This is a genomic window from Mycobacterium sp. OAE908 (assembly GCF_017872775.1).
In the GTDB taxonomy this organism is placed as follows: Bacteria; Actinomycetota; Actinomycetes; order Mycobacteriales; family Mycobacteriaceae; genus Mycobacterium.
In genome coordinates, this window is sequence record NZ_JAGGJL010000001.1 from 1572086 (window position 1) to 1595751 (window position 23666).

Consider the following 23666-nt stretch of genomic DNA (forward strand, 5'->3'; position numbering starts at 1 on the left):
GTCACGTGGTCCACATCGAGACCCACAACGCGTGGGTGGAGTTCCCGATCTTCGACGCCAAGACGCGGTCGCTGAAGAAGGCATTCCTGGGGAAGGCCGGCGGCGCGATCGGACGCAACGAATCCAATGTCGTTGTCATCGAGGCGTTGCGTGACATCACGATGTCGCTCGAACTCGGCGACCGAGTTGGTCTCGTCGGACACAACGGCGCAGGCAAGTCGACGCTGCTGCGGCTGCTGTCCGGCATCTACGAACCGACCCGCGGCGTGGCTTCGGTGACGGGCAGGGTGGCGCCCGTGTTCGACCTCGGCGTTGGGATGGACCCGGAGATCTCTGGGTTCGAGAACATCATCATCCGCGGGCTTTTCCTCGGTCAGACGCGAAAGCAGATGCTGGCCAAGGTCGATGAGATCGCGGAGTTCACCGAACTCGGCGACTACCTTTCGATGCCGCTGCGCACCTACTCGACCGGCATGCGGGTGCGGTTGGCGATGGGTGTGGTCACCAGCATCGACCCCGAGATCCTGCTGCTCGACGAGGGTATCGGCGCTGTGGACGCCGAATTCCTCAAGAAGGCCCAGACCCGACTGCAAGGTCTCGTCGAGCGATCCGGAATCCTGGTGTTCGCAAGCCATTCCAACGAATTTCTCGCCCGGCTCTGCAAGACCGCGATGTGGATCGACCACGGCACCATCAAGATGACCGGCGGCATCGAGGACGTCGTGCGCGCCTACGAGGGTGAGGACGCGGCCCGACACGTACGAGAGGTGTTGGAAGAGAACGCCCGAGAACGTGCACATGACTGAGTCGATATGCGCAGTGGTCGTCACGCATCGACGACCCGATGAACTCGCGAAATCCCTTGACGCGGTTACCGCCCAGACCCGGGCACCTGATCACCTGGTGGTTGTCGATAACGACGACGACCCTCGGGTGCGCGAGATCGTCGACGGCCAGCCGGTCGCGTCAACCTATCTCGGATCGCGCCGAAACCTCGGTGGCGCAGGCGGTTTCGCGCTGGGCATACTGCACGCGCTGGCGCTTGGCGCGGACTGGGTATGGCTGGCCGACGACGACGGCCGTCCGGCCGACTCCGAGGTGCTGGCCACGCTGCTGGCGTGCGCTGAAACGTACGGGCTGGCCGAGGTGTCGCCAATGGTGTGCGACATGGATGACCCGCGACGACTGGCGTTTCCGTTGCGCAGGGGCCTGGCGTGGCGGCGATGGGTCAGTGAATTGAGCACGGGCACCGAAGATGTGCTGCCCGGCATCGCGTCGTTGTTCAACGGCGCGCTGTTTCGCGCAGCGACGCTGGAGGCCATCGGGGTTCCGGATCTTCGATTGTTCGTGCGGGGCGACGAGGTCGAGATGCACCGCCGTCTGGTCCGGTCCGGGCTGCCATTCGCCACCTGCCTGAACACGGTGTACCTGCATCCGCACGGCAGTGATGAGTTCAAGCCGATCCTCGGTGGCCGGATGCACACCCAGTACCCCGACGACGCCTCGAAGCGGTTCTTCACGTATCGGAACCGTGGTTACCTGATGTCGCAGCCTGGCATGCGGAAACTGTTGCCGCAGGAATGGATCCGCTTCGGCTGGTACTTCCTGGTGTCGCGGCGTGACCCGGCAGCCCTGTGGGAGTGGATTCGGTTGCGGCGCTTGGGTCGTCGCGAGAGATTTGAAAGGCCTGGCTCTTGACGTTCACCGATGCGGCGGCGCAGTCGCGCACGATGAACCGCGCGTGGGGCGACCTCGTCGCGGGATTCGGCAAGCGTGAGCTGTGGCTGCACCTTGGCTGGCAGGACATCAAGCAGCGGTACCGGCGTTCGGTGCTCGGCCCGTTCTGGATCACGATCGCGACGGGTGCTACCGCGATCGCGATGGGCCTGCTGTACTCGAAACTGTTCAAGCTGCCGCTCGCCGAGCATCTTCCTTACGTGACGCTGGGCCTGATCATCTGGAATCTGATCAACGCCTCGATCCTCGAGGGCGCCGAGGTGTTCGTCGCCAATGAGGGCCTCATCAAACAACTTCCGACACCGCTGAGCGTGCACGTCTATCGGCTGGTGTGGCGCCAAGTCATCCTGTTCGCCCACAACATCATCATCTTCGTCGTCATCGCGATCATCTTTCCCAAACCGTGGAAATGGACCGATCTTGCCGTCATCCCCGCGCTTGGCCTGATCGTGCTGAACATGGTTTGGGTGTCGATCTGCTTCGGCATCTTGGCCACGCGCTATCGCGATATCAGCCCGCTGTTGTTCAGCCTTGTGCAGTTGTTGTTCTTCATGACGCCGATCATCTGGAACGAGTCCACGCTGCGGCAGCAGGGCGCGGGTTCGTACGCCAGGATCGTCGAACTCAACCCGCTACTGCACTACCTCGACATCGTGCGGGCCCCACTACTGGGCGCCGATCAGGAACTGCATCACTGGGTGATCGTGGTGGTGCTGACCGTAATTGGGTGGATGTTCGCCGCGCTGGCCATGCGCCAGTTTCGCGCGCGCGTGCCGTACTGGGTTTAGACGCGGCTCGGTTCCCACGCGGTGGGCTGCGGGATCCACCGCGGCACGTGCCGCACGTATTCGTCGTAGTCCGCGCCGAACCGCCGGCGTAGGTGGGGTTCTTCTACCCCGCGAATCGCGATCAGCACGCAGGTGAAGAAGAACGCGAACCAGCCGAACAGCCACGGCGACGCGGTGGCGATCGCAGTGCCGAGCTGAATGCAGAACACGCCCGTCATCATCGGATTGCGGACGTGTCGATACGGGCCGCGGACAACCAGTTTGGTTGGTGACCCGATGGCCAGGGTGCCCTCACCGACGCGGTCGAACAACACGACAGTCCACACCAACATCGCCAGGCCGCCTGCGATCAGTACGGCGCCTGCGATGGCCAGTGTCAGGCCCTTGGCGGTGCCCAGATCCGGGGCGTGCGTATCCGTGGCCGACGCGATCGCCCACGGAATGAAGACCGTCATCATCGCCGGTGCCAGCAGTACCGAAAGCAGATGCCGCCACCAGAGCCGTCGTCTTGCCATTTCGGGTGCCTCCTTCTTCAACAGTCGCTGAAGAAGACGGTACGCTTGGAGTTCGGTAAACGTCAACAGGCGTTGAAGTACGCTGCTCGACATGGCTGAACTGCGGCGAACGGGCCGATGGCGCACGGGCCAGCAGAGCAAGCAGCGCATCATCGAGGTGGCCCGCGAGCACTTCAAGCACGGTTATGAGAAGGCGACCGTGCGCGGAATCGCCGCCGACGCCGGCGTTGACGTCGCGATGGTCTACTACTTCTTCGATAACAAGGAAGGCCTGTTCAACGCCGCCGTCATCGACATCCCAGAGCACCCACTGCACCAATTGGCCGAACTGCTCGACGATCAGGGCCGAGACGGGATCGGCACGCGCCTTGTCCGGCGCTTCCTCGAACGCTGGGATGAAGGCGATACCTTCGAGCCGCTACTGACCGTGTGGCGGTCGGCGACGGTACATCCCTTGGCGCGCAAGCTACTTCACGACGCGTTGGCAGGCCCAGTCGCTGAACGGGTCGCGGCTGAGTTCGGTGTCGCTGACGCCGTGCTGCGCGTCGAATTGGTCGCCTCGCATCTGATGGGGTTGGCGTTCGCGCGTTATCAGCTGCAGATCGAACCGATGGCGTCCGCTGATATCGATGAGCTCGTCGCGTGGGTGGGTCCGACCGTGCAGCGGTACCTGACGGGTCCGACATCTTTGGGCCCGGAGGTGTAGTTATCCCCAGGTTCGAATTCATCCACAGGTTGGCGTCGAGAGTGCTTCTCGCCGAGCCGAATTGACGACCGGTTCGGAAGAATTGAGGTGTGTTCGAAGGATGTGGTGATGGCGAGTTGCTTGATCTGATGGGTGATGCCCAGCAGGTCGAGCGGGCCGCGTCGGCTCAGCGGTTGCTGGCCATCGGCCAGTACACGGTGCGTCGGATCGCTGAGCAGACCGATGAACACAACTTCTGGGCAGTCGATGGCTGGGAGCAGATCGCCGCGGAGATCAGCGCGCAGTTGGGCATCAGCCGCAAACGCGCGTCGTCGCAGATGAGCGACGGGCAGAGCCTGATCGAACGCCTGCCCAAACTGGCCGCGGTGTTCGCCGCAGGGCAGGTGGATTTGCGGGTGATCGCGGCCGCCATTTACCGCACCGATTTGATCATTGATGAGGCCGCGTTGGCGAGCGTTGATGCGCAGTTGGCGGTCAAGGCGCCGGGCTGGAACAAGCTGTCCCGGGAGAGGGTCGCCGAGTTGGTCGACTGGATGGTCATCGCCGCCGACCCTGAGGCGGTGCGGGTCGCCAACCAGGCCGATGCTGATCGCCATATCGCGGTGCGCCCCGGCGCCAACGGGACCGCCGAAATCTATGGCCAGGTCCGCGGCCCGGATGCCGCGGTCTTCGACACCGCGTTAGACGAACTAGCGGCCACGGTGTGCCCGGATGATCCACGCACCACCGCTCAGCGTCGCACCGATGCGCTGAGCCCGCTGTCGGCGCGGGCCACCTGCATGGCGTGTCTGTGCGGTGCCCCGGACTGCCCCGCCACCGCCGAGGTGCCCTCGAGTCCATTGGTGATCAATGTGATCGCCGAGGCCGCCACTGTCGACGGCACCAGTAGCAAGCCGGGGTATCTGCCCGGCTACGGCGCGGTGCCCGCGGCGACGGTGGCCGAGTTGGCCAACAGCGCCTCGGTGCGCCCGGTACCCACCGCGAAAGACTTGGCCGCTGAACCCCATTACCGCCCGTCGGCGGCACTGACGCGGTTCATTCAGTCCCGGGATCTGACGTGCACGTTCCCCGGGTGTGATCAACAGGCGGTGGGTTGCGATATCGACCACAGCGTGCCCTACCCGCACGGCCCGACGCATCCGTCCAACACCGGCTTGAAGTGCCGGATTCATCATCTACTCAAAACGTTCTGCGGCTGGGCCGACTCCCAACGTCCGGATGGCACCGTCGTGTGGACCTCACCGCGCGGGCGCACCTACACCACCGCACCGGCCGGGGCCCTGTTCTTCCCCCAACTCGCCACCCCCACCGGCGCATTAAAACTGACCAACAGCCCACCACCGGACCCGAACCGCGACCTAGCGATGCCCAAACGCAAACGCACCCGAACCCAAGACCGCCAATACCGCATCGACTACGAACGCGCCCAAAACCGCGCCCGCTACCAAGCCGACCCACCACCCTTCTAAGCGGTTGGCGCGACCGCGTTAGAGCCTTCGCAGTGGGAGGCGCGTTGTCACGCCAATGCGGTTCCAGGCGTTGATCGTTAGCGCCATTGCGATGACCTGACCCAGTTCCCCCTCGGAGAATGCAGCGGCCGCGCGGGCGTATACCTCGTCGGAGACGAGGGGCCGGTGAGATCGGTCATCTCCTCGGTCAACGCCAGCGCCGCCTGCTCCCGCTCGGTGTAGACGCCCTGGGCCTCTTTCCGAGCGGGCAGCAGGGTCCGCTTCTGCTCACTGATCCCACGCCCGCGTGCATCGACACTGTGCATGGCCAGACAGAACGCGCAGTGGTTCATCTGCGAAGCGCGGATCTTGATCAGCTCGGCCAGATCCGGGTCGAGATCCTTGGCCGCTGCGGCACTCAGCGTGACCATCGCCTCGTAGACCTCCGGCGATACCCCGTTGAGGTGAGGCGATGGCTCATCGGCGCGGGGGCTCGAGGCCTATCGTCACGTTGATCCGGTTCCACGCATTGATGGTGACTGCCATCGCGATGACCTGACCGAGCTCGCGTTCGGTGAAAACCGCTGCGGCCCTTGCATACACCTCATCGGAGACGTGGCCGTTGCTCAGCTCGGTGACGGCTTCCGTCAGCGCCAGCGCCGCCTGCTCACGCTCGGTGTACAAATCGCCCGCTTCCTGCCAGGCGGCCAGCACGTCCAGCTTCTGATCGCTCACGCCATGCTTGCGCGCGTCGCGGGTGTGCATGTCGAGGCAGAACGCGCAGTGGTTGATCTGCGAGGCACGGATCTTGATCAGCTCGCCGAGCTCCGGCTCGACATCCTTGGCAGCCGCGGTGCTCAGCGCCATCATCGCCTCGTACAGCTCCGGCGACGTCTTGTAGATCTTCAGGCGGGTGGTGGGCAGGTTGTCCAGTGTCGTTGTCATGTCTCAACGCTAACGACGAAAGTCCCATCTACATGGTTCAATTCCGCTATGAATTCATGGGCCAACTCGGGGAGTCGCGATCTGCACCTCGATCTGCGCCAGACGATCACCCCGGGCTCCCGCGGGGTACGCGACCTGCTGCTCAGCGCCTTGCGCGACGCCGTACGGTCAGGCCGGTTGGCCCCCGGCACCATGCTGCCTCCGTCGCGCAGCCTGGCCACCGATCTCGGATTGGCCCGCAACACCGTGGCGGAGGCTTACGCCGAACTGGTCGCCGAAGGCTGGCTCGGATCGCGCCAGGGCGCGGGCACCTGGGTGCTCAGCGTCGGCGCGACCGGGGGCCCCGCCACACCGCGCGGCGTTCGCGTGGTGCCGAACCACAACCTGATGCCGGGATCGCCTGATGTGTCGGAGTTTCCGCGCGCCCAATGGGTCGCCGCCACGCGCCGGGCCCTGACCAACGCCCCCACCGAGGCGCTGCGGATGGGCGATCCCCGCGGACGGCCCGAGCTCCGCGACGCGCTCGCCGAATACGTTGCCCGTGCGCGGGGCGTGCGGACATCACCGGAGACCATCGTGATCTGCGCCGGTGTCAGACATGCGGTCGAATTGTTGACGCGCGTGGTCGGCAGCCCCATTGCCGTCGAGGCCTACGGACTCCATTTCTTTCGCGATGCCATCACCGCGCTCGGGGTGTCGACAGTACCGATCGGCCTCGACGAAAACGGCGCTGTGATAAGCGATCTCGACGACGTGGATGTGTCGGCCGTGCTGGTCACCCCCGCTCATCACAATCCGCAGGGCATGCCGCTGCACCCGTCGCGGCGCACCGCCGTCATCGAATGGGCACAGCGCACCGACGGCTACATATTCGACGACGACTACGACGGCGAGTTCCGCTACGACCGCCAGCCGGTCGGCGCCCTGCAAGCGCTGTGCCCCCAACGGGTCGCCTACCTGGGGTCGACCAGCAAGAGCATGGCGCAGACGATGCGCCTCGGCTGGATGGTGCTGCCCGAGGAACTGGTCGATCCGGTGATCGACGCCGCAGGCGGCGCACAGTTCTACGTCGACGCCATCAACCAGCTCACGATGGCCGACTTCATCACCAGCGGCCAGTACGACCGCCACATCCGCAGGATGCGTATGCGCTACCGCAGGCGTCGCGACGCGCTCGTTGACGCGCTCGCCGGGTTCGACGTCGGGATCAGCGGCCTGGCCGCGGGGGTCAACGTGCTGCTGACCCTGCCCGACGGAAGCGAGCCAGAGGTGCTGCGGCGGTCCGGCGAGGCAGGCATCACCCTGCAAGGCCTATCGCGGATGCGCCACCCACACGCCGGTCCGCAGACTCCCGCCCGCGACGGCATCATCGTCGGCTTCGCCGCCCCCGCCGAGCACGCGTTCGGTCCAGCAGTCGATGCGCTGTGTGGCGTGCTGCGGGCCAGCGGGCTGGCAAAGTAGTCGGCATGATCGCGCAGCGCCGCCAGATCCGGCGGGCCGCGCCGTGACCGATCCCCCGGCTCCGTTTCCGCGGTGGCTGCGCGCATTGCTGTGCCTGGGGGCTTCGGTGTGCTTCTTCGCATTGCTTGTCGCGGTCGCGTACAACATCCGCGAAGGCGGCGACGCGCTCTGGCTCGACGACGCGATCGCTCGGCATGTGCCGCCTCACATCGCGCCCCACCGGACCCGGCTAGCGGAGAGGTTGACCCAGATCGGATCGCCGGCGTTCATCATCCCTGCCACCTTCGTCGCAGCGCTGATCAGCGCCATCGTGCGCCGCTCGTTCTGGACCGGCATCGTTGTGATCGCAACGGTGGGTCTGGTGGGGATTGGCAGCACTGTCGGAAAGCAGGTGATCACTGCCGCCCACCCGCACTTGGTGGAGAAGATGCAAATCGGGCTGCAGCACACCTTTCCGTCCGGTCACGTGGCGTCGGCCTTGTCGCTGATCGGCATCGTGGCCATTGCGTGCGGCGCGAAGCCGCGACATCTGCTCGTTTGGCTGGGCATCGCGATCGTCACCGCGATCGTGGCCGCGACACGCATCTACCTCGGCGTGCATTGGTTCTCGGACACGCTTGGTGGCGTATTACTCGGTTGCAGCGCCGTATTTGCCGGCGCCGCGCTGTTGCCCGATCGGCCCAGACCCCGAGCCGGCCAGGGTTGATCGCTACGCTGCCCGGGTGGCCGAGCCCCCGATGTCGCCGAACCTGACCCTGAAGACCCAGGCGTGGCGGTTCATCGTGACCGGCGGATTCTCCGCGATCGTCGACTACGGGCTCTACGTCGGGTTGCACGCACTGGGCCTTCAGCGCGACCTCGCCAAAATCCTAAGCTTTATTGCCGGCACCACTACGGCCTACGTCATCAATCGACGCTGGACATTCCAAGCGCCCCCCAGCACCGCCCGATTCATCGCCGTCGTCGTGCTCTACGCGCTCACGTTCGTCGTACAGGTGGGCATCAACCATGTCCTGTACACGGCATGGGCCGACAAGTCGTGGGGTGTGCCGGCGGCATTCGTGATCGCCCAGGGCACCGCGACGGTGATCAACTTCATCGTCCAGCGGGCGGTCATATTCCGGCTGCGCTGAGCCCCAGACGCCAGGCGGTACCCTCGTCACGATGTTTGAGAACCTCCCGACGACCGCGCGTGCCCTGACGGGCTTCGGGCGCACCGCCCCGTCCGTCGCGCAGGTTCTCGCCACCCCCGACGTCGAACTGATCGCCAAGGCCGTCCGCGAAGCCGCCGATCCCAGCGCGTCGAGTCCGTCCTTCCTGCGGCGCGGCATCCTGGCCCGCGGACTCGGCCGGTCCTACGGCGACCAGGCCTGCAACGGCGGCGGCCTCGTCATCGACATGACCGCGCTCAACAAGATCCATTCGATCAGCGCCGAGTCGGCGGTGGCCGATGTCGATGCGGGCGTCAGCCTCGACCAACTGATGAAGGCCGCGCTGCCGTTCGGACTGTGGGTCCCGGTGCTGCCCGGCACCAGACAGGTCACCGTCGGCGGGGCAATCGCCTCCGACATCCACGGCAAGAATCACCACAGCGCGGGCAGCTTCGGCAACCACGTGCTGTCGCTGGACCTTCTGATGGCCGACGGCGAAGTGCACACCATCACGCCCGACGGCCCGGACAGCGACCTGTTCTGGGCGACCGTCGGCGGCAACGGCCTGACGGGAATCGTGCTGCGGGCCAGCATCGCCATGACCCGAACCGAGACCGCGTACTTCATCGCCGACGGCGTGGCCACCAAGGACCTCGAAGAGACGGTGGCCGTCCATCTCGACGGCAGCGAAGACAAATACACCTACTCGAGCGCGTGGTTCGACCTCATCAGCCCGCCGCCGAAACTGGGCAGGGCCGCAGTCAGCAGGGGCAGCCTCGCGACGCTGGACCAGCTGCCGCCCAAGCTGGCGAAGAACCCGCTGAAATTCGATGCACCGCAACTGCTCACGGTGCCCAACGTCTTTCCGGTCAGCGCCATGAACAAGCTGTCGTTCATGGCGATCGGCGAGGTGTACTACCGCCTCGGCGGAACGTACAGCGGCAAGATCATGAACCTGTCGCAGTTCTACCACATGCTTGATCTGGTCAGCGGGTGGAACAACGCTTACGGCCCAACGGGTTTCGCGCAGCATCAGTTTCTCGTACCGCCCGACGCGCTCGACGAGTTCAAGGCCATCATCCGGTGGATTCAGACGCGCGGCCACTACTCGGCACTCAATGTTTTCAAGCTGTTCGGCCCCGGCAACCGCGCGCCGTTGAGCTTTCCGATGGCCGGGTGGAACGTCGCGATGGACTTCCCGAACAAACCCGGGGTCAACGAGTTCCTCAACGAACTCGACGACCGCGTCATGCAATTCGGCGGCCGCGTCTACACCGCGAAGGACTCCAGGGTGAGCGCCGACAGGTTCCACAAGATGTATCCCCGTATTGACGAGTGGATTGCGCTGCGCCGCAAGGCCGATCCGAACGGCGTCTTCGCATCCGACATGGCCCGACGCTTGGAGCTGCTCTAGATGGTGCTTGACGCCGTAGGCAACCCCCAGACCATCCTGCTGCTCGGCGGCACGTCCGAGATCGGGCTGGCCATTTGCGCGCGTTATCTGCGCAATGCCCACGCTCGGATCGTGCTGGCCGACCTGCCGGACCACCCGCGCAAGGACGAAGCCGTCGCCGCGATGAAAGAGGCCGGTGCCAAGTCCGTCGACTGGATCGACTTCGACGGCACCGAAACCGAGAACCATCCGAAGGTCATCGACGCCGCGGCGGCCGGTGGCGACATAGATGTGGCGATCGTCGCGTTCGGTCTGCTCGGCAATGCCGAAGAGCTGTGGCAGAACCAGCGCAAGGCCGTACAGATCGCCGAGATCAACTACACCGCAGCGGTCTCCGTCGGCGTACTGCTCGGCGAGAAGATGAAGGCGCAAGGCTTCGGGCAGATCATCGCGATGAGCTCGGCAGCCGGTGAGCGAGTGCGCCGGTCCAACTTCGTCTACGGGTCCACCAAGGCCGGCCTCGACGGGTTCTACCTCGGTCTCGGAGAAGCGTTGCGCGAGTTCGGGGTTCGGGTGCTGGTGATCAGGCCCGGGCAGGTGCGCACCAGCACCACCATCGCGCACTGGAAATCGACAGGCGCCAAGGAAGCGCCGTTCACCGTCGACAAGGAGTACGTCGCCGAGTTGGCGGTCACGGCATCGGCCAAGGGCAAGGAACTGGTATGGGCGCCGGGGGCGTTCAGGTACGTGATGATGGTGTTGCGACACATTCCGCGGCCCATCTTCCGCAAGCTCCCCATCTGATGCGCGGCCCGCTGGCCGTTCTCGGCCAGATGACGGTCGCGGTCGTCGTGGCGGTGGCGGTTGCGGCGATCTCGCTCGCCGCGATAGCGCGGGTGGAGTGGCCCGCCTACAACTCATCGAACCAGTTGCATGCGTTGACCACTGTCGGCCAATTCGGTTGCCTGGCAGGCATCTTCGCAAGCGGATGGGTGTGGCGCCGCGGACGGCGGCTGCTCGCGAGGGCAGGTGCGCTGGTGTTCCTGTCGGCTTTCGCGGTCGTCACTCTCGGGATGCCACTCGGTGCGACCAAGCTCTATCTGTTCGGCATCTCGGTGGATCAGCAATTCCGCACGGAGTACCTGACCCGACTGGCCGACACCGCCGCCCCGCACGACATGACCTATTACGGTCTGCCGCCGTTCTATCCGCCGGGCTGGTTCTGGCTGGGCGGGCGGCTCGCGGCGCTGACGGGCACCCCCGCATGGGAGATGTTCAAGCCGTGGGCCATCACGTCGATCGCGATCGCCGTTGTGCTCGCTTTCGTGTTGTGGGCCAGCATGATTCGCTTCGAGTACGCGCTGATCGTCTCGACGGCCACGACCGCTGCGGCGCTGGCATACTCACCGGCAGAGCCCTACTCGGCGATCATCGCCGTGCTGCTACCGCCGGTGTTCGTCCTCGCCTGGTCGGGGCTCCGGGGGGCGACTCGCGGTGGTGGCTGGGCTGCCGTCATCGGCGTCGGCGTCTTTCTTGGTGTCGCCGCGCTGTTCTACACACTGCTGTTCGGGTTCGCCGCGTTCACGCTGGCAATCATGGGCCTGCTCCTCGCGGTCGCGCGGCGATGGCTGGAGCCATTGGTCAGGCTCGCCGTCATCGCCGTCATCGCAGGCGCCATCGCACTGATCGGTTGGGGTCCGTATGTGATGGCCGCGATCAACGGCCATCCTGCCGATTCCGGCACCGCGCAGCACTATCTGCCCGCCGACGGCGCGGAACTGTCCTTCCCGATGCTGCAGTTCACCCTTCTCGGCGGGCTCTGCATGGTCGGCACGCTGTGGCTCGCGGTCCGCGCCCGTTCCTCGACCCGCGCCGGGGCACTGGCGATCGCGGTGCTGGCCGTCTACGCGTGGTCGCTGCTGTCGATGCTGACCACACTCGCCCGCACGACGCTGTTGTCGTTCCGGCTGCAGCCGACACTGACGGTGCTGCTCGCCGCCGCAGGCGCATTCGGGTTCGTCGAGGCGACACTCGCGATCGCCAGCAGATACCGACCGGAAGTCGGCAGGCGGGTCGTCGCCGCGGCGGCGGTCCTCGGCGCTGCGGGCGCACTCGGGTTCACCCAGGACATTCCGAACGTGCTGAAGCCAGACGTCGTCGTGGCGTACACGGATACCGACGCCGACGGCCACCGCGCGGATCGCAGGCCGCCGGGGGCCGAGCAGTACTACCGCGAGATCGACGCGAAGATCCAGGCGACGACGGGGCAGCCGCGCAACCAAACCGTCGTGCTCACGGCGGACTACAGCTTCCTGTCCTACTACCCCTACTACGGGTTCCAAGGACTGACGTCGCATTACGCCAACCCGCTCGCCCAGTTCGACGAGCGGGCCAAGGCCATTGAAAGCTGGGCCACGCTCACCAGCGCCGACCAGTTCATCACCGCCCTGGACAAGCTGCCGTGGAAGCCGCCGACGGTGTTCTTGATGCGCCGCGGCGCCAATGACACCTACACGCTGCGGCTGGCCGCCGACGTCTACCCGAACCAGCCCAACGTCCGCCGCTACCACGTCACCCTGGACAAGGCGCTCTTCACCGACCCGCGGTTCGCCGTGACCGACATCGGGCCCTTCGTGCTGGCGATCAGGAAGTCGTGATGGCCACAGAAGCCCCGCCACACACCGGCCAATTACCATCAACCCCCGTGACCGCTGCGGGCAACCATCGCATCGCGCGGCTCATTGCCATCGTCGCCGGGCTGCTCGGTGCCGCGCTCGCGATCGCCACCCCGTTGCTTCCGGTCACCCAGACCACCGCGCAGCTCAACTGGCCGCAGAACGGTGTGCTGCAGAGCGTCAACGCGCCGCTGATCGGATACGTCGCCACCGACCTGGACATCTCGGTACCGTGCAGCGCGGCCGCCGGGCTGACCGGCCCAGGCAAGACCGTGCTGCTTTCGACGGTGCCCAAGCAGGCACCGAAGGCGGTCGACCGCGGGCTACTCATCGAGCGGGTCAACAACGACCTGCTCGTCATCGTCCGCAACACGCCGGTGGTCAGCGCCCCGCTGACCCAGGTGCTCAGCCCCGCCTGTCGAGAGCTCACGTTCACCGCGCACGCCGACAAGGTCACCGGCGAGTTCGTCGGCCTGGTGACGCCGCACGATTCCGACAACCCGGGCAAGCCGTTGCGCGGCGAACGCAGCGGTTATGACTTCCGCCCGCAGATCGTCGGCGTCTTCACCGATCTGGCAGGCCCCGCGCCCCCCGGCCTGAAGTTCTCCGCGACCATCGACTCCCGCTACAGCAGTTCGCCGACGCTGCTGAAAATGCTGGCGATGATCGTCGGCGTCGCGATGACCGTGCTCGCGCTCGGCGCGCTGCACGTACTCGACGCCGCCGACGGCAGACGGGTCAAGCGATTCCTGCCCCAGCGCTGGTGGTCGGCGACCCCGCTGGACGGCGTGGTGACCGCCGTCCTGGTGTGGTGGCATTTCGTCGGCGCCAACACATCTGACGACGGCTACATCCTGACCATGGCCCGAGTGTCGGAGCACGCCGGTTACATGGCCAACTACTACCGGTGGTTCGGCACCCCGGAAGCGCCCTTCGGCTGGTACTACGACCTGCTGGCGCTGTGGGCGCATGTGAGCACCAACAGCGCCTGGGTGCGACTGCCGACCCTGGTGATGGCGCTGACGTGCTGGTGGCTGATCAGCCGCGAGGTCATCCCCCGACTCGGCCACGCGGTCAAGACCAGTCGGGCCGCGGCATGGACGGCCGCGGGCATGTTCCTGGCGTTCTGGCTGCCGCTGAACAACGGGCTGCGACCGGAACCGATTATCGCCCTTGGCATTCTGCTGACCTGGTGCTCGGTCGAACGGGGCGTGGCCACCAACCGGATGCTGCCGGTGGCCATCGCGATCATCATCGGTGCGCTGACGTTGTTCTCCGGTCCCACGGGCATCGCCGCCGTCGGTGCCCTGCTCGTTGCCGTCGGTCCGCTGAAAACCATTGTGGCGCGGCATACTTCGCGGTTCGGCTACCTGGCCCTGTTGGCGCCGATCCTGGCTGCCTGCACGGTGACGATCATCCTGATCTTCCGCGACCAGACGCTGATCGGAGAGGTCCAGGCCAGCACCTTCAAGTCCGCAGTCGGCCCGAGCCTGAGCTGGTTCGACGAACACATCCGCTACGAGCGGCTGTTCACCACCAGCCCCGACGGGTCGGTGGCCCGCCGGTTCGGTGTGCTCACTCTGCTGCTGGCGCTGGCCGTTTCGGTGGCAATGTCGTTGCGCAAGGGCCGGATTCCCGGCACCGCGCTCGGGCCCAGCAGGCGCATCGTCGGCATCACGATCATCTCGTTCCTGGCGATGATGTTCACCCCCACCAAGTGGACCCACCACTTCGGCGTGTTCGCCGGGCTCGCAGGATCGCTCGGAGCATTGGCCGCGGTGGCCATCACGGCGTCGGCGATGAAGTCGCGCCGCAACCGAGCGGTGTTCGCCGCGACGGTGCTGTTCGTGATGGCGTTGTCATTCGCCACCGTGAACGGCTGGTGGTACGTCTCCAACTTCGGTGTGCCGTGGTCGAATCAGTTCCCGGAGTGGCATTTCGGCTTCACCACATTCCTGCTCGGCCTATCTGTGCTGGCGCTCTTGGTCGCGGCGTGGTTCCACTTCTCCGGCCGTGACGAATCCCCGCCGACCCAACACCGGTGGCAGCGAATTGTGCAGAGCCCGTTGGCAATTGCGACCTGGGTGCTGGTCATTTTCGAAGTGCTGACACTGACACTCGGGATGACGCAACAGTTCCCGGCGTGGAGCAACGGCCGATCCAACCTCGAGGCGCTCACCGGCAAGACCTGCGGGTTGGCCAACGACGTGATGGTCGAACAGGATCCCAACGCCGGACTGCTGCCTCCCATCGGCGTGCCCGTCGGCGAGGCGCTTGGTCACGTCACGGCAGAAGGCTTCGGCCCCAACGGCATTCCCGGGGACGTGTCCGCCGACCCGGTGATGGAGTCGCCCGGCACCTCCAACTTCGCAGACACCGAGACCGGAACCCTGAGCGCCAACGAGGCCGGCACAGAGGGCGGCACGACAGCGGCCGCGGGGGTCAACGGCTCGAAGGCCCGGCTGCCGTACAACCTCGACCCCACCCGCACTCCGGTGATGGGCAGCTGGCGGCCCGGCACCCAGCAGCCCGCGGTGTTGCGCTCCGCGTGGTACCGGCTGCCGCCCCGCGATGAAGCGGGCCCGCTGCTCGTTGTCTCGGCCGCAGGGCGCTTCGATCCGGGCGAGGTCGTCGTGCAATGGGCCAACGACAAGGGCGAGCCGGCGGGCGGAGTCGGGTTCGCCGACGTCGGCTCGGCACCCGCCTGGCGCAACCTGCGGGCACCCATGGCCGCGATTCCGCGCGACGCCACCCAGGTGCGGCTGGTCGCCACCGACGACGACCTCAACCCGATGCACTGGATCGCCGTCACCCCGCCGCGGATCCCACACCTGCGCACGCTGCAGGACGTCGTCGGCTCGCAGGACCCGGTGCTCCTCGACTGGCTCGTCGGCATGGCGTTCCCCTGCCAGCGTCCCTTCGGCCATCAGTACGGCGTCGTCGAGGTGCCGAAATGGCGCATCCTGCCCGACCGGTTCGGCGCGGAAGCCAACTCCCCGGTGATGGACAACCTCGGGGGCGGCCCGCTCGGCATCACTGAACTGCTGCTGCGGCCCACCACGGTGCCGACCTATCTGCGCGACGACTGGTTCCGCGACTGGGGCGCGCTGCAGCAGCTCACGCCGTACTACGCCAACGCCCAACCAGCACGGCTCGATCTCGGTTCGGCAACTCGTAGCGGGCTCTGGAGCCCGGCGCCGCTGCGTCATTAGGCACACCCAGCGCCCAAACTGCGGCCAGATCGCGAACTCGCGCAAAATCACGATCTCACCGCAGTCTCGCGGAGCCCGGCCACGCGTCGACAACCAACAAAGGTCCGTCGCCTACCATCGACGCTCGTGCCTGCCCACCGCATCGCCCGGCTGATCGCCGTCATCGCGGGCATCGCGGGCGTCGTGTTGTGCGGGCTGGTCCCGCTGCTGCCGGTCACGCAGACCACCGCGACCATCGCCTGGCCGCAGGCGCCCGGCCCGGACGGACTGGTCACCGACATCACCGCGCCGCTGGTCTCCGGAGCCCCGCAGGCCCTCGACGCCTCGATCCCCTGCCGGACCATCGCGTCGATGCCCGCCGCGGGCGGTGTGGTGCTGTCCACCAACCCGCCCGGCGGCATCCAGGCCACGCGCAACGGGCTGTTCGTGACGGCCAACACGGACTCCGTCGTCGTCGCCTTCCGTGACTCGGTGGCCGCGGTGGCGCCGAGGGCGGCCGTCGCCTCCGGCGCCTGCAGCACCCTGCACGTGTGGGCCAACCCCGGCAGCGTCGGCGCCGACTTCATCGGCATGCCCGGTGCCACCGGCACACTGGCCGCGGAGAAGAAGCCACAGGTGACCGGCGTGTTCACCGACCTCCAGGTGGCGGCTCAGCCGGGGCTGTCGGCACGCATCGATGTCGACACCCGCTTCATCACCTCACCGACTGCTTTGAAGCTCGGCGTGATGGTGCTCGGCGTTCTCTGCGTGATCGCCTCGATCGTGGCGTTGGCGGTGCTCGACCGCCGGTCCGGTCGTCGCGTCCCGTGGCGGCGGTTCTGGCGGGCCGGCCCGTCGACGTGGATCCTCGACGTCGGCGTCGTCGGCACCCTGCTGCTCTGGCATCTGATCGGCGCGACATCGTCCGACGACGGCTACAACCTCACCATCGCGCGCGTGTCCGCCGACGCCGGCTACGCGGCCAACTACTACCGCTTCTTCGGCGCGACCGAGGCGCCGTTCGACTGGTATCAGTCGGTGCTCGCGCACATGGCCGCGATCAGCACGGCGGGTGTGTGGATGCGACTGCCCGCCACGTTGGCGGCCATCGGCACCTGGCTGATCATCAGTCGCTGGGTGCTGCCGCGAGTCGGTCGGCGACTGGCCAACAATCGGGTCGCCGCGTGGACCGCGGGCGCGGTCTTCCTTGCCGCGTGGCTGCCGTTCAACAACGGCCTTCGGCCCGAGCCGTTGATCGCATTCGGTGCGCTCGTCGCGTGGGTGTTGATCGAGAACACCATCGCCAGCCGTCGGTTGTGGCCCGCGGCGGTCGCGATCGTGGTGGCAGTCTTCTGCGTGACGCTGGCTCCACAGGGTCTGATCGCGCTGGCACCGCTTTTGGTCGGAGCGCGGGCGGTCGCCGGGGTGGTTCGGAGCAGGCGTGCCGTCGACGGGATTCTGGCGCAGGTGGCGCCGCTGGCCGCTGCGCTTGCGTTGATCTTCGTTGTCGTCTTCCGCGACCAGACGCTGGCCACGGTCGCCGAGTCGGCACGCATCAAATACAAAGTCGGCCCGACGATCCCGTGGTATCAGGACTTTCTGCGCTACTACTTCCTGACCGTCGAGGACAGCGCCGACTCCTCGCTGACCCGGCGCTTTGCGGTGCTGGTGCTGCTGGTGTGTCTGTTCGGCATGCTGGCGGTGCTGCTGCGGCGCGGCGGGGTGCCCGGCATGGCGCGCGGGCCGGTGTGGCGGTTGATCGGCGCGACGGCGGTGGGACTGCTGCTGCTCACCTTCACGCCGACGAAGTGGGCGGTCCAGTTCGGTGCGTTCGCCGGCCTGGCGGGTGCGCTCGGCGGGGTGGCCGCCTTCGCGTTCACCCGGGTCGGACTGCACAGTCGCCGAAACCTGGCGCTGTACGTCACGGCGCTGTTGTTCGTATTGGCTTGGGCGACATCAGGTATCAACGGCTGGTTCTACGTCGGCAACTACGGGGTGCCGTGGTTCGACAAGCAGCCCGTCATCGTCGGGATCCCGGTGACGGGCATCTTCCTTGCGCTGGCGATCGTGACCGGCCTGCTCGCAGGCTGGCTGCACTTCCGGATGGATTACACCGGACACACCGAAGTTGCCAACACCCGCCGCAACCGGGTGCTCGCATCGACGCCGCTGCTCGTGGTGGCGGTCATCATGGTCGTACTCGAAGTGGGCTCGATGGCCAAGGGCGCCGCGCAGCGCTACCCCGTTTACACCACTGCGAAGGCCAACGTCGACGCGCTGGCATCCGGGTTGTCGAACACCAGTTGCGCGATGGCCGACGACGTCCTCGTCGAACCCGACGCCAATGCCGGTCTGCTGCAGCCTGTTCCAGATCAGCGCTTCGGTCAGTACGGGCCGCTCGGCGGTGAGAGCCCGGTCGGCTTCACGCCCAACGGCGTCAGCGACGTCCTCGAGCCCGCCGAGCCCGTCACCGCCAATCCCGGCACGGTGAACTCGCCCGGTTCGCCGAACGAGCCCAACATCGGCATCGGATATGCCGCGGGCACCGGCGGCGGCTACGGCCCCGTCGGCGTCAACGGGTCCAATGTCTTTCTGCCGTTCGGCCTCGACCCCAGGCGGACGCCGGTGATGGGCAGTTACAACGAGAACACCGTTGCGGCCAAGGTCACTTCGGCGTGGTATCAGCTGCCGCCGCGCACCCCCGATCGTCCGCTGGTGACCGTCGCCGCGGCGGGCGCGATCTGGTACTACGAAGAGGACGGCTCGTTCAACTACGGCCAGTCACTGAAGCTCGAATGGGGCGTGCACCGTCCCGACGGCAGCTACCAGGCTCTGGGCCAGGTGCAGCCGATCGACATCTTTCCCCAAAAGGCTTGGCGCAACCTGCGTTTCCCGCTGGCGTGGGCGCCGCCGGAGGCCAACGTCGCGCGCATCGTCGCCAACGACCCGAACCTGTCCACCGACCAGTGGTTCGCGTTCACGCCGCCGCGGGTACCTGTGCTGGAGACCGCGCAGCAGCTGCTCGGCTCGCACACACCCGTGTTGATGGACATCGCCACCGCGGCGAACTTCCCCTGCCAGCGCCCGTTCTCCGAACACCTTGGCGTTGCTGAACTTCCGGAGTACCGCATCCTGCCGAACTTCAAGCAAGTGGTGGTGTCGTCCAAGCAGTGGCAGTCCGCCGAGGGCGGCGGCCCGTTCCTGTTCATCCAGTCACTGCTCGGCACCACCACCGTGCCGACCTATCTGCGCGACGACTGGTATCGCGACTGGGGTTGGATCGAGCGCTACAACCGAGTCGTGCCCGCGTCAGTGGCGCCCAACGCCGTGATCGATGAGGGCTCGAAGCGAGTGTTCGGCTGGAGCCGCAGCGGACCGATCAGGGCGTTGCCATGAGTGGGGCCATGACGCGCGATGTGAAGATCGCGCGCTGGACGGCGACGATCGCGGGCCTGATCGGGTTCATACTCTCGGTCGCGACGCCGCTGTTGCCGGTGGTGCAGACCACGGCGACGTTGAATTGGCCGCAGGGCGGTCAACTGAATAGTGTTACCGCGCCGCTGATTTCGCAGGTGCCGGTGACCATGACGGTGACGGTGCCGTGCGATGTCATCCGCTCCCTGCCGCCGGCGGGCGGGATGGTGCTGGGCACCGCGCCGAAGGACGGCAAGCAGGCGGCGCTGCAGTCGTTGTTCGTCAATGTCAACAAGGACCGCGTCGACATCACCGACCGCAACGTGGTGGTGGCCAGCGTGCCCAGAACGCGAGTGGCAGCACCGGAGTGCCAGCGCATCGAAATCACCTCCTTGGAGGCGGGCACCTTCGCGAAGTTCGTCGGGTTGACCGATCCCACGACGGGCAAGGAACAGAACACGGGCTTCCCCGACCCGAACCTGCGCCCGTCGATCGTCGGTATCTTCACCGATCTGACCGGACCCGCCCCGCCGGGGCTGAGCGCGTCGGCCGTCATCGACACCCGGTTCTCCACCAAGCCAACGGCTTTGAAGCTGACAGCGATAGTGCTCGCGATCATCTCGACGATCATCGCGCTGGTCGCACTGTGGCGCCTCGACCGCCTCGACGGCCGTCGGATGCAGCGGTGGATCCCGCAGCGGTGGCGCACATTCTCGGCGACCGATGTCGTGGTGATCGGCGGCTTCGTCGTCTGGCACATCATGGGCGCCAACTCCTCGGATGACGGCTACATCCTGCAGATGGCGCGCGTCGCCGGGCACGCCGGTTACATGTCGAACTACTTCCGCTGGTTCGGCAGTCCGGAAGACCCGTTCGGCTGGTACTACAACCTGCTTGCGGTGATGACCGGCGTCAGCGACGCCAGCATCTGGATCCGGCTGCCCGACCTGGTCTGCGGAATCGTGTGCTGGCTCTTGCTATCTCGCGAGGTACTGCCCCGGCTCGGACCCGCGGTCGCAGCGAGCAAGCCTGCGGTATGGGCCGCGGGTCTGGTGCTGTTGGGCGCATGGATGCCGTTCAACAACGGCTTGCGCCCCGAGGGCCAGATCGCCACCGGCGCGCTGATCACCTACGTGCTGATCGAGCGCGCGATCATCTCGAGCCGGATGACGCCTGCGGCGCTGGCGATCCTGACCGCCGCGTTCACGTTGGGCATTCAGCCCACGGGTTTGATCGCCGTGGCAGCCCTGCTGGCGGGGGGCCGCCCGATCCTGCGAATCCTGGTGAAGCGCCACCGCATCGTCGGCACCCTGCCGTTGGTTGCACCGCTGCTCGCGGCAGGCACGATTGTGTTGGCCATCGTGTTCGCCGATCAGACGTTGGCAACTGTGTTGGAAGCCACCAGGATTCGCACCGCAATCGGACCAAGCCAGGCGTGGTACACCGAGAACCTCCGGTACTACTATTTGTTCCTGCCGACTGTGGACGGTTCGCTGTCGCGGCGATTCGGTTTCTTCTTCACTGCGCTGTCGCTGTTCACCGCGATGTTTGTGATGTTGCGGCGCAAGCGTGTTCCCGGTGTTGCGCGCGGGCCGGTGTGGCGGTTGATGGGCGTCATCTTCGGCACCATGTTCTTCCTGATGTTCACGCCGACCAAGTGGGTGCATCACTTCGGCCTGTTCGCGGCGGTTGGCGCGGCGATGGCCGCGGTGGCCACCGTGCTCGTGTCACCCGCCGCGATGCGATGGTCGCGCAACCGCATGGCGTTCCTTGCAGCGGTGTTCTTCACGCTGGCGCTGTGCTTCGCGACCACCAACGGTTGGTGGTACGTGTCGAGTTACGGCGTGCCGTTCAACAATGCGACACCGAAGATCGCCGGGCTGACAGTCAGTTTCCTGTTCTTCGTCCTCTTCGTGATCACCGCGATCTATGCGATGTGGCTGCATTTCGCGTCGCGTGACCACGGCGAGGGCCGCATTGCGCGCGCGTTGACGGCCGCACCGATTCCGATCGCGGCCGGCTTCATGGTTGTGGTCTTCGTCGGGTCGATGACCGCGGGCATCGTGCGGCAGTATCCGACCTACTCCAATGCTTGGGCGAATCTGCGCGCCTTCACGGGTGGCTGTGGACTGGCCGACGACGTGCTGGTCGAGCCCGACGCGAACGACGGCTTCCTGACGCCGCTGCCTGGCAATTACGGTCCGCTGGGCCCGCTCGGGGGCGACAAGCCGGTCGGCTTCATTCCCAACGGTGTTCCGGAAAAGATTGTCGCCGAGACGATTCGGCAGAACCTGCCGCAGCCCGGCACCGACTACGACTGGGATCAACCCATCAAGCTCAAAGCCCCCGGCGTCAACGGGTCGACTGTCCCGCTGCCGTTCGGGCTCGATCCCGCACGAGTTCCGTTGGCGGGCACGTACATCGAGGGACCGCAGCAGCAGAGCAGGTTGACGTCGGCGTGGTACCAGCTGCCTGCGCGCGACGACGCACATCCGCTCGTCGTGATCACCGCTGCGGGCACCATCAGCGGAGTCAGTATCTTCAACGGGCGCACCGACGCTCAGAAGGTCGAACTGGAGTACGCGCGCCCCGGTCCGGGCGGCGCCCCGGTCGCCGCGGGCAGCCTGGTGCCCTACGACCTGGGACCGATCCCGTCGTGGCGCAACCTGCGCTTCCCGCGGGCACAGATTCCCGCCGACGCCGTCGCGGTGCGAGTGGTGGCCGAGGACCGGTCGCTGACACCGGGCGACTGGATCGCGGTCACCCCGCCGCGGGTGCCTGAACTGCGGTCGGTGCAGGAGTACATCGGCTCGAAGCAGCCCGTGCTGATGGACTGGGCGGTGGGCCTTGCATTCCCGTGCCAGCAGCCGATGCTGCACGCCAACGGCGTGACCGAGATTCCGAAGTTCCGCATCACGCCGGACTACAACGCCAAGCGCAAAGACACCGACACGTGGGAGGACGGCCTCAACGGCGGTCTGCTCGGCATCACGGACCTGTTGTTGCGGGCGCACGTGATGGCGACGTACCTGTCCAACGACTGGGGCCGGGACTGGGGCTCACTGCGCAAGTTCGACACCACCCCTGATGCCCGCGACGCCCAGCCCGCGCAGATCGACTTCGGCACCGCGACGCACAGCGGGTTGTGGAAGCCCGGCAAGATCCGCATCGGACCCTGAAGTGGCAGACCGGATTCGGCTCGGCAACGCGGCGCTGACCCGCGTGGTCGAGTGGCAGGTCGACACCTTGCCGGTGACGGTCTTCCCGCGAACTCCGGCGCAGGCGTGGCTCGAACTCGCGGACGAGTTCGCGCCGACGTTCTGGCGCGATGAGCAGTGGCGAATCGCATTGCAGATCTGGGTCGTCGAGGTGGACGGCCTCACGGTCGTTGTCGACACCGGCGTTGGCAACGACAGGAATCGGCCTCGGATGGCGGTGCTCGATCACCTGCACACCGACTTCTTGGCGTCGCTGGGCAACGCGGGAGTCGACCGAGCCGATGTCGACGTCGTCATCAACACGCATCTGCACTTCGATCACGTCGGCTGGAACACCATGCGAGACGGCGACGGGTGGGTACCGACATTCCCCAACGCTCGCTACTTCGTGCCTGACGCGGACTACCGGCATTTTCATCCAGACAGCGCCGAGCAGCGCGCGGCGCCGCGGTCCGAAGAGGAGGCATCGGTGCGCGAGCATGTCCGAACGGTGTTCGCGGACAGCGTGCTTCCGGTGGAAGACCAGATCGAATTGTGGTCCGACGACTATCAGCTGAGTGAGTCGCTGCGCCTGCGTCCCGCGCCGGGGCATACCCCTGGGTCGTCGGTGGTGTGGCTGGACGCAGGCAAGCCCGCCGTGTTCGTCGGGGACCTCACGCACTGCCCGATCCAGCTGCACAGACCCGCTGATCCGTGCATTTGGGACGAGGACTTCGAGGCCGCCGCGGTGACGCGCAAACGGGTGCTGACGGAGGCGTCGCGGCGGCGCGCTTCGGTGATACCGGCGCACTATCCGGGCCACGGCGGCGCGACGGTCGTCGCCCGCGGCGACGCGTTCATGGTCGACGACTGGCTGGAGTTGCCGGAGATTTAGGGGCGCCGCGGTCTCGGACCCCTAACACCTGAAAGTGCCCAGCTCTGGGCGACAAAGTCGCGGGCGACGACACTGTCGCTAAGAGCCGGGCACTCAACAAAGTTGTGGTCTAGCTGGTCCGCGGGGCCCTTGGCTTGGACCCGAATCCGC

At 66.4% G+C, this 23666-nt stretch carries 17 protein-coding genes and 1 pseudogene; 15 read left to right on the forward strand and 3 right to left on the reverse strand.

Annotated elements, in window-relative coordinates; genetic code table 11:
- The first annotated feature begins 5 nt into the window (after window positions 1-5).
- From J3E61_RS07725 to J3E61_RS07735, 3 genes are read left to right on the forward strand one after another with little or no spacing between them, the layout of a single operon-like run.
- Window positions 6-806 (forward strand): ATP-binding cassette domain-containing protein, encoded by an 801-nt coding sequence (locus J3E61_RS07725; protein ID WP_192724648.1) that lies wholly within the window; start codon window positions 6-8, stop codon window positions 804-806.
- The gene (locus J3E61_RS07730; RefSeq protein WP_210083167.1) at window positions 799-1698 is read left to right on the forward strand and encodes a glycosyltransferase family 2 protein; all 900 of its coding nucleotides are present in this window, start codon (window positions 799-801) and stop codon (window positions 1696-1698) included. The genes J3E61_RS07725 and J3E61_RS07730 overlap by 8 nt, the downstream gene beginning before the upstream one ends.
- Window positions 1695-2525 carry an ABC transporter permease gene (locus J3E61_RS07735; protein WP_192724650.1) on the forward strand — a complete coding sequence of 277 codons (831 nt, stop codon included), beginning with the start codon at window positions 1695-1697 and terminating at the stop codon, window positions 2523-2525. Before J3E61_RS07730 ends, J3E61_RS07735 begins: the two co-directional genes overlap by 4 nt.
- Here the strand turns inward: J3E61_RS07735 and J3E61_RS07740 are convergent.
- Window positions 2522-3040 carry an isoprenylcysteine carboxylmethyltransferase family protein gene (locus tag J3E61_RS07740; RefSeq protein ID WP_210083168.1) on the reverse strand — a complete coding sequence of 173 codons (519 nt, stop codon included), beginning with the start codon at window positions 3038-3040 and terminating at the stop codon, window positions 2522-2524. The genes J3E61_RS07735 and J3E61_RS07740 overlap by 4 nt on opposite strands.
- Before the next feature lie 91 nt (window positions 3041-3131).
- Here J3E61_RS07740 and J3E61_RS07745 point away from each other — a divergent pair, with 91 nt between their 5' ends.
- Window positions 3132-3746 (forward strand): TetR family transcriptional regulator, encoded by a 615-nt coding sequence (locus tag J3E61_RS07745; RefSeq protein WP_210083169.1) that lies wholly within the window; start codon window positions 3132-3134, stop codon window positions 3744-3746.
- Window positions 3747-3835: 89 nt separating this feature from the next.
- Window positions 3836-5215 carry an HNH endonuclease gene (locus J3E61_RS07750; RefSeq protein ID WP_210083170.1) on the forward strand — a complete coding sequence of 460 codons (1380 nt, stop codon included), beginning with the start codon at window positions 3836-3838 and terminating at the stop codon, window positions 5213-5215.
- A gap of 18 nt (window positions 5216-5233) precedes the next feature.
- Here J3E61_RS07750 and J3E61_RS07755 read toward each other — a convergent pair.
- Together J3E61_RS07755 and J3E61_RS07760 are read right to left on the reverse strand one after the other, a co-directional pair.
- A pseudogene (locus J3E61_RS07755) lies at window positions 5234-5625 on the reverse strand (carboxymuconolactone decarboxylase family protein).
- A 46-nt stretch (window positions 5626-5671) separates the two neighbouring features.
- On the reverse strand, window positions 5672-6139 hold the full coding sequence (locus J3E61_RS07760; RefSeq protein WP_210083171.1) for a carboxymuconolactone decarboxylase family protein: 468 nt from the start codon (window positions 6137-6139) through the stop codon (window positions 5672-5674).
- A 48-nt stretch (window positions 6140-6187) separates the two neighbouring features.
- On the opposite strand from J3E61_RS07760, the gene J3E61_RS07765 reads away from it, so the two are divergent.
- From J3E61_RS07765 to J3E61_RS07810, 10 genes are all read left to right on the forward strand, one after another.
- Window positions 6188-7600, forward strand: coding sequence for a PLP-dependent aminotransferase family protein (locus J3E61_RS07765; protein WP_210083172.1), 1413 nt, complete (start codon window positions 6188-6190; stop codon window positions 7598-7600).
- A 43-nt stretch (window positions 7601-7643) separates the two neighbouring features.
- Window positions 7644-8306: a phosphatase PAP2 family protein gene (locus J3E61_RS07770; RefSeq protein ID WP_210083173.1), complete on the forward strand. Its 663-nt coding sequence runs from the start codon at window positions 7644-7646 to the stop codon at window positions 8304-8306.
- 31 nt (window positions 8307-8337) lie between these two features.
- Window positions 8338-8733 (forward strand): GtrA family protein, encoded by a 396-nt coding sequence (locus J3E61_RS07775; protein WP_210085470.1) that lies wholly within the window; start codon window positions 8338-8340, stop codon window positions 8731-8733.
- Between the two features lie 31 nt (window positions 8734-8764).
- On the forward strand, window positions 8765-10165 hold the full coding sequence (locus tag J3E61_RS07780) for an FAD-binding protein (RefSeq protein WP_192724658.1): 1401 nt from the start codon (window positions 8765-8767) through the stop codon (window positions 10163-10165).
- Window positions 10166-10948 (forward strand): decaprenylphospho-beta-D-erythro-pentofuranosid-2-ulose 2-reductase, encoded by a 783-nt coding sequence (locus J3E61_RS07785; protein ID WP_192724659.1) that lies wholly within the window; start codon window positions 10166-10168, stop codon window positions 10946-10948.
- Entirely contained in the window at window positions 10948-12801 is a 1854-nt protein-coding gene (locus J3E61_RS07790; RefSeq protein ID WP_210083174.1) for a galactan 5-O-arabinofuranosyltransferase, read from the forward strand. Before J3E61_RS07785 ends, J3E61_RS07790 begins: the two co-directional genes overlap by 1 nt.
- Complete coding sequence (locus tag J3E61_RS07795) at window positions 12801-16031, forward strand: arabinosyltransferase domain-containing protein (RefSeq protein WP_210083175.1); 3231 nt, start codon at window positions 12801-12803, stop codon at window positions 16029-16031. Before J3E61_RS07790 ends, J3E61_RS07795 begins: the two co-directional genes overlap by 1 nt.
- Window positions 16032-16157: 126 nt before the next feature.
- The gene (locus J3E61_RS07800) at window positions 16158-19406 is read left to right on the forward strand and encodes an arabinosyltransferase domain-containing protein (RefSeq protein ID WP_210083176.1); all 3249 of its coding nucleotides are present in this window, start codon (window positions 16158-16160) and stop codon (window positions 19404-19406) included.
- An 8-nt stretch (window positions 19407-19414) separates the two neighbouring features.
- Window positions 19415-22603 (forward strand): arabinosyltransferase domain-containing protein, encoded by a 3189-nt coding sequence (locus tag J3E61_RS07805; RefSeq protein WP_210083177.1) that lies wholly within the window; start codon window positions 19415-19417, stop codon window positions 22601-22603.
- The gene (locus tag J3E61_RS07810) at window positions 22512-23516 is read left to right on the forward strand and encodes an MBL fold metallo-hydrolase (protein WP_210083178.1); all 1005 of its coding nucleotides are present in this window, start codon (window positions 22512-22514) and stop codon (window positions 23514-23516) included. Before J3E61_RS07805 ends, J3E61_RS07810 begins: the two co-directional genes overlap by 92 nt.
- Window positions 23517-23666: the final 150 nt, after the last annotated feature.